This window comes from Glutamicibacter sp. AGC46, assembly GCF_053543715.1.
In genome coordinates, this window is the sequence record NZ_JBLVOJ010000025.1 from 44,595 (window position 1) to 51,393 (window position 6,799).

General features: G+C 65.1%; 7 protein-coding genes. 5 read left to right on the forward strand and 2 right to left on the reverse strand.

Annotated elements, in window-relative coordinates; genetic code table 11:
- Positions 1 to 43: 43 nt before the first annotated feature.
- A complete protein-coding gene (locus ACNPM8_RS15170) occupies positions 44 to 1,228 on the reverse strand; it encodes a class I SAM-dependent methyltransferase (RefSeq protein WP_332731142.1) in 1,185 nt (394 codons plus the stop codon).
- Positions 1,225 to 1,899: an IMPACT family protein gene (locus ACNPM8_RS15175; protein ID WP_448940136.1), complete on the reverse strand. Its 675-nt coding sequence runs from the start codon at positions 1,897 to 1,899 to the stop codon at positions 1,225 to 1,227. Before ACNPM8_RS15175 ends, ACNPM8_RS15170 begins: the two co-directional genes overlap by 4 nt.
- 25 nt (positions 1,900 to 1,924) lie before the next feature.
- On the opposite strand from ACNPM8_RS15175, the gene coaE reads away from it, so the two are divergent.
- The 5 genes from coaE (at position 1,925) to ACNPM8_RS15200 (ending at position 6,771) form a co-directional block, all read left to right on the forward strand.
- Positions 1,925 to 2,521 carry a dephospho-CoA kinase gene (gene coaE, locus ACNPM8_RS15180; RefSeq protein WP_332595160.1) on the forward strand — a complete coding sequence of 199 codons (597 nt, stop codon included), beginning with the start codon at positions 1,925 to 1,927 and terminating at the stop codon, positions 2,519 to 2,521.
- A 2-nt stretch (positions 2,522 to 2,523) separates the two neighbouring features.
- Complete coding sequence (locus ACNPM8_RS15185; protein WP_105656691.1) at positions 2,524 to 2,772, forward strand: hypothetical protein; 249 nt, start codon at positions 2,524 to 2,526, stop codon at positions 2,770 to 2,772.
- A 72-nt stretch (positions 2,773 to 2,844) separates the two neighbouring features.
- Positions 2,845 to 4,932 carry an excinuclease ABC subunit UvrB gene (uvrB, locus tag ACNPM8_RS15190; protein ID WP_133834225.1) on the forward strand — a complete coding sequence of 696 codons (2,088 nt, stop codon included), beginning with the start codon at positions 2,845 to 2,847 and terminating at the stop codon, positions 4,930 to 4,932.
- Between the two features lie 245 nt (positions 4,933 to 5,177).
- A complete protein-coding gene (locus ACNPM8_RS15195) occupies positions 5,178 to 6,218 on the forward strand; it encodes a TerC/Alx family metal homeostasis membrane protein (RefSeq protein WP_448940137.1) in 1,041 nt (346 codons plus the stop codon).
- Positions 6,219 to 6,318: 100 nt separating this feature from the next.
- Positions 6,319 to 6,771, forward strand: coding sequence for a MarR family winged helix-turn-helix transcriptional regulator (locus ACNPM8_RS15200; protein WP_105656688.1), 453 nt, complete (start codon positions 6,319 to 6,321; stop codon positions 6,769 to 6,771).
- Positions 6,772 to 6,799: the final 28 nt, after the last annotated feature.

Below are 6,799 nucleotides of genomic sequence, written 5' to 3' on the forward strand. Positions count from 1 at the left end.
CGGTGCGCGGCGTGCCGGCCGGCAATACGGCCTGTGGAAAAGCCTAGTGCGCGCGGGTTGATGCAGTCACGGTGAAGGTCCTGTCGCGGGCCAGCTGTTCGGTGGGGCCAACGCGGCGGGCCAATTCGCTGCGGTAGCGCAGGTGCGAGTTGAACACGCACAGCAGGGTGCCTCCGGGAGCGAGCACGCGGGCGGCGTCGTCGATCAGCTTGAACGCGATGTCGGCGGTGACGGTGTTGCCGATGTGGAAGGGCGGGTTCAGCGTGACCAGGGTGGCGCTGGCGTCGGGCAGGCGGCCCAGGGCGTCATCCTGCACGGCGGTGAGGCGACCGTCCAGGTTGTTGCGTTGAGCGGCGGCCAGGGTGGAGGCGACCGCGGAGGCCGAATGGTCCGAGGCGTCCACGCGCAGCTGCGGGTTTTCCAGTGCTGCGCAGATGCCGATCGCGCCGTTGCCGCAGGCCAGATCGACCAGCGTGGCGTGCCCGGAGAGGTCCGGAAGGTTTTCCAGCAGCAGCCGGGTGCCCGGATCCAGCCGGGCGGCACCGAAGGTCCCGGCACCGGCATGCAGCGTGAAGCTGGTGCCGCGCACCTGGTGGGTGGCAGTGGCCGGGAAGCTGCTGGCGGGCTGTTCGGCACGCGGGGTGCTGGCGGTGAGCACCCGGGATTTCTGCCGGGCCAGCGAGACGTCGACGCGGGTGAAATGCGCCGCGAGCACCTCGTTCATGGAACGGCTCATGTGCTTGATGCGGCCCCCGGCGAAAAGCTTCGCGCCGGGATCGGCGACGGCAGCTGCCGCGGCGGCCTGTTCTCCCAGCACGTCCAGTCCGCGAGGCAGGGCCAGCAGGATCGAACTGGCGCCCTGGGCGACCTGTTCCAGGGTGCAGAATTCGAGGTGTCCGGCCCGCTCGGGCATGAGCCGGGCGAGGTTGGCCTCGATGGCCCGGCGGGCGGTGAGCGAATCGGTGTGCACGCGCACGCTCGTGCTGCCTAGTGCCAGTGCGCCCAGGGCCAGCGCGCCGTAGTGGTCGCCGATGACCGCGATGGCATCCGGCCAGCGGTCCGAGGGTCCGGCCGCGGCGGCGCAGGTGTCCAGGATGAGCCGGTCGCAGGCGTCGGCGGCGTAGAGGTTGGCGGCTTCGACATCGGGCCAGCGGCGCAGGGCGGGCAGCAGGGCCTGGAGGCTGCTGGCGGCAGCGGGCGTGCCTTCGGGATTGGCGGCGGAGTTCAAATCAGATCAACCCATTGCGTGTTGGCGGCGGCCAGTTCCCCGGCGCCGGAGGTGAGTGCGGCGATGCCGGTGCGCAGCTGCGCGGCGGCTTCGGGCGTGTCCGGGATGCCGATCTGCACGATTGCGGCATCGGCCTGCCAGAGGGTCGGTTCGACCTGGTAGCCGGCGGCGCGCAGCTCGTTCTCGTAGCGGGCCGCGTCGGCGTGGGCGGCGGCGAAGGTGAAGATCCGCATGCGCTGGCGCAGGTGCAGCTGCGCATTGTCCAGCCCGGAAGATACCGCCTCGGAATATGCGCGGACCAGTCCGCCGGCGCCAAGCTTGATCCCGCCGAAGTAGCGGACCACCACGGCCAGCACGTCCGAGAGCACGCTGCCGTCGGCGATTTCGCGCTTGGCCAGGGCATCGAGCATCGGGATGCCGGCGGTGCCCGAGGGCTCGCCGTCGTCGTTGGAGCGCTGGGCCATGCGATCGGGGCCCAGGATGAACGCGCTGCAGTGGTGGCGGGCATCGAAGTGGGTCTTGCGCAGGGCCGCGATCTGCGCGCGGGCGGCGGCCTCGGTTTCGACCCGGAAGAGGTAGGTGATGAATCGCGAACGCTTGATTTCCAGCTCGTGCACGCAATCGCTGGTCAAGGTCGTGTACCGTGTCGCGGCCGAGTCGTTGGTGTTCATCCCTCTTAGTTTATAGGGTGGGAACATGATGCATGTGGGACTGACCGGGGGAGTGGCCTCCGGAAAATCTGCGGTCGCGGCCAAATTGGCCGCCCTGGGAGCCGTAGTCATCGATGCCGACGCGTTGGCGCGCCAGGTGGTCGAACCCGGCACGCCCGGGCTGGCTGCGATCAAGGACACGTTTGGCGAAGCCGTTTTGCTGGCCGACGGGTCGCTGAACCGTCCCGCATTAGGCGCGATAGTCTTCGCCGACGAGGCGGCGCGGGCCAAGCTCAACGCGATCGTGCACCCGCTGGTGCGGGAGCAAGCGGCGAAGCTGCGCCAAGGAGCGCCAGCCGGCTCGCTGGTGGTCGAGGACATCCCGCTGCTGGTCGAGACCGGCCAGCTGGACAGCTTCGACGCGGTGGTCGTCGTGGCCGCCCCGCACGCCGAACGCATCCGCCGCATGGTCCAGGACCGCGGCTGGACCCGGGAAGATGCCGAGGCCCGGATGGCCGCGCAGGCCACGGATGACCAGCGGGCGGCCGTAGCCGACTACCTGCTGGATAATTCCGGTACCTTGGAAGAACTGGAGGCGCAGGTTTCTGCCCTCTACCGCCAATTGGCGCCAGCACAGGAGTAGGAATGTACAAGATCTGCAAGTGGAGCACCCTGATCGCTTTTGCCGTCGCCCTGGTGCTGTGGCTCGGTTTTGGCGGCCGCGCCGAATTCGTTGCCAGCGAATCCGGGCCGTATTCGCCGGTGGTCTACATTTCCGGCTGCCTGGCCTTGCTGGGGCTGATTGCCGCCACCATCATGACCGTGGGATTCTTCGGCAGCAGCATCCAGCGCACCGTCAAGCGCAATGCGATCCGCTACGGGATGCGCAAATAGCACCCCGGATTTAAGCTGAAAGCTGGCTAGGGCGCGGCCCCAACGGTCGGGGCAAGTGGATATGCTGGAAGCATGAGTCTTGCACAGCCGATCAAGCGCGTGGTCGCCCCCTTTGAAGTCATCAGCGAGTACCAGCCTGCCGGCGACCAGCCGCAGGCCATCAAGCAACTGACCGAGCGGATCAACGCCGGCGAGAAGGACATCGTGCTGCTCGGTGCCACCGGTACCGGCAAGTCCGCGACCACCGCCTGGCTGGTCGAACAGGTGCAGCGCCCCACCCTGGTACTGGTGCAGAACAAGACCCTTGCCGCGCAGCTGGCCAACGAATTCCGCGAGCTGATGCCCAATAACGCGGTGGAGTACTTCGTCTCCTACTACGACTACTACCAGCCCGAGGCCTACGTCCCGCAGACCGATACCTTCATCGAGAAGGACTCCTCGATCAACGAGGAAGTCGAGCGCCTGCGCCACTCGGCCACCAACTCCCTGCTCACCCGCCGCGACACCATTGTGGTCGCCACCGTTTCGTGCATCTACGGCCTGGGCACTCCCGAGGAATACGTGGCCGGGATGGTCACCGTGCGCACCGGCGAGGAACTGAACCGCGACGCGATGCTGCGCCAGTTCGTGGCCATGCAGTACACCCGCAACGACATGGACTTCCACCGCGGCACCTTCCGCGTGCGCGGGGACACGGTGGAGATCATCCCGATGTACGAAGAGCAGGCCGTGCGCATCGAGTTCTTCGGCGACGAGGTGGAAGCGATCCACACCCTGCACCCGGTCACCGGCGAGGTGATCCGCGAGGAGACCGAGATGTACATCTTCCCGGCCAGCCACTATGTGGCCGGTGCCGAGCGGATGCACAAGGCGATCAAGCGGATCGAGGACGAGCTGGCGGTGCGCCTGAAGGAGCTGGAATCGCAGAACAAGCTCGTCGAGGCCCAGCGGCTGCGCATGCGCACCACCTACGACCTGGAAATGATGGAGCAGATGGGTTTCTGCAACGGCATCGAGAACTACTCGCGCCATATCGACGGCCGCGATGCCGGCAGCGCCCCGCACTGCCTGATCGACTATTTCCCCGATGACTTCCTGCTGGTGATCGACGAGTCGCATGTCACCGTGCCGCAGATCGGCGCCATGTACGAGGGCGACATGTCCCGCAAGCGCACGCTGGTGGAACACGGCTTCCGCTTGCCAAGTGCCATGGACAACCGCCCGCTGAAATGGGATGAGTTCCTTGAGCGCATCGGGCAGACCGTGTACCTTTCGGCCACCCCGGGCAAGTACGAGCTGGGCAAGTCCGACGGGTTCGTGGAGCAGATCATCCGCCCCACCGGGCTGATCGACCCCGAGATCATCGTCAAGCCCACCAAGGGCCAGATCGATGACCTGCTCGATGAGATCCGCACCCGTGTGGATCGCGATGAGCGCGTGCTGGTCACCACGCTGACCAAGCGCATGGCCGAGGACCTGACCGACTACCTCACCGAGCACCAGGTGCGGGTGCAGTACCTGCACTCCGATGTGGACACGATCCGCCGCGTGGAGCTTCTGCGCGAGCTGCGCATGGGTTCCTTCGACGTGCTGGTGGGCATCAACCTGCTGCGCGAGGGCCTGGATTTGCCCGAGGTTTCGCTGGTCGCGATCCTGGATGCCGACAAGCAAGGCTTCCTGCGTTCGGCCACCAGCCTGATCCAGACCATCGGCCGTGCCGCGCGTAACGTCTCGGGCCAGGTGATCATGTATGCCGACAAGATCACCGATGCGATGGACCAGGCGATCGAGGAGACCAATCGCCGACGGGCAATCCAGGAAGCGCACAACAAGGAGCACGGGATCGACCCCACGCCGCTGCGCAAGAAGATCGCTGACATCACCGACCAGCTGGCGCGTGAGGATGCCGACACCCAGGAACTGCTGAACAACAACCGGTTGGCGAAAAATGCCAAGCGCACCAAGGCCTCGTCCACCGTGCGCAAGGACGGACTGGCCGCCGCCCCGGCCGAGGACCTGCTGGCCCAGATCGGGGAAATGACCGAGCAGATGCACGCCGCGGCCGCCGAGTTGCAGTTCGAACTGGCCGCCCGGATCCGTGATGAAGTGTCCGAGTTGAAGAAGGAATTGCGCCAGATGAAGGCTGCCGGGCACGCGTAACCCTGCTGCTGTCCGGCGCAGTATTGGGACTTGGGCCGAGCCTGTGCAGTTCCTGTGCGCTACACTTGATCACTGGACGTAGGGGAGTATCCCAATGCTGTGGACGTCAACACGCGAACCAATGATGTTTCGCCGGGCACAGCAGCCGATCACTGAGCCAGCTATCGAAGCGTTTCGAATTCTGGTGTGGCGGCGGAGAGACTTGCGGCGATTTTCCATACCCTCCAACGAAAGGTCGCTCGTCCGTGGGCACTAATGGGTTAACTATTCAATTCGAGATCATCGCGCTGATTGTTCTGTGCGCGGTGCTCATCGCAGACCTGCTGTACGTCACCAAGCGTCCGCACATTCCTTCCATGAAGGAAGCAGGCATTTTTGTCGGCATCTACATCTCCTTGGCATTGATTTTCGGTGCCGTGATCTGGACGCAGGCTGGACCGCAGCTCGGCCAGGAATTCTACGCCGGCTGGGTCACCGAATACGCGTTGTCGGTGGACAACCTGTTCGTCTTCATCATCATCATGGCGCGCTTCTCGGTACCGCGTAAGTACCAGCAGGAAGTGCTGATGTTCGGCATCATCATCGCGTTGGTCCTGCGCGCAATCTTCATTGTGCTCGGCGCAGCGATCATCGAGCAGTGGTCGTGGGTCTTCTACATCTTCGGCGCCTTCCTGCTGTGGACCGCATGGAACCAGCTCAAGGACGAGGATGAGGACGAGGAAAGCGGCCTGGTCAAGAAGCTGACCTCCAAGCTGCCGATTTCCAAGGACTTCGATGGCGCCAAGCTGCGCACCGTGGTCGACGGCAAGAATCTGTTCACCCCGATGGTGCTGGTCTTCGTGACCATCGGCATGACCGACCTGCTGTTCGCCTTCGACTCGATCCCGGCGATCTTCGGCCTGACCAAGTCCGCGTTCATTGTGTTCACCGCGAACATCTTCGCGCTGATGGGCTTGCGCCAGCTGTACTTCCTGCTCGGTGGCCTGATGAACCGCCTGGTCTTCCTGAAGCACGCACTGAGCTTCATCCTCGCTTTCATCGGCGTGAAGCTGGTCTTCCACGCCCTGCACGAGAACAGCCTGCCGTTCATCAACGGCGGCGAGCCTCTGCATTACGCGTGGCTGGACATTTCCGTGGGTGCTTCGCTGCTGGTCATCCTGGGCGCGATCGTTATCGCAACCGTGCTGTCGCTGTGGAGCCCATGGGGCAAGCGCGCCGCTGCTTCGGCTGAAGCCGCCGAGCTCGCCGGCGCAGCGGAAGCTGCAGAGCAGGACGCGGCCAAGTAATCCGCACAATCGCCCGCCCGGATCAGTTGCTTCCAACTGGCCCCGGGGGGTTTTCCGTACCCGCATAGTGTGCCTATGCTGTTCTGCTAAGGTATTTTCCATGAGCGACCTATCGACAGAAGCCAGTGGCATTGCCACCGGCGTAGCACTAGCGTCGGGCACCATGTCCCGGCTGCTTGGGCGCGCGGCCGGGCAAGGCCGATCGGTGACCGCTTGGCGGGTGCTTTCCACCCTGGACCGGTTGGGCCCCCAGCGCGTGGGCGACTTGGCCATCGAGCAGCGCGTGGCCCAGCCGACCATGACCGGTCTGGTCATCCGCATGGAAAACGACCAGTTGGTCCAGCGACAACCGGACCCGGGGGACGGCCGGGCCAGCCTGGTGAGCCTGACCGGCGACGGCAAGGAGGCCATCGAAGCCTACCGGCAGCGCGCGATTTCCTCGCTGGCCGGCGGCATCGATTCCTTCAGCGCCGAGGAACGGCGGATTCTGGCGCAGGCTGTGCCGCTGCTGCAGCGGTTGAATGACCAGGTTGCCGCGAAGCTGGACCATTAGCAGCCGAAGGCTTAACGCGCAGGGGGCT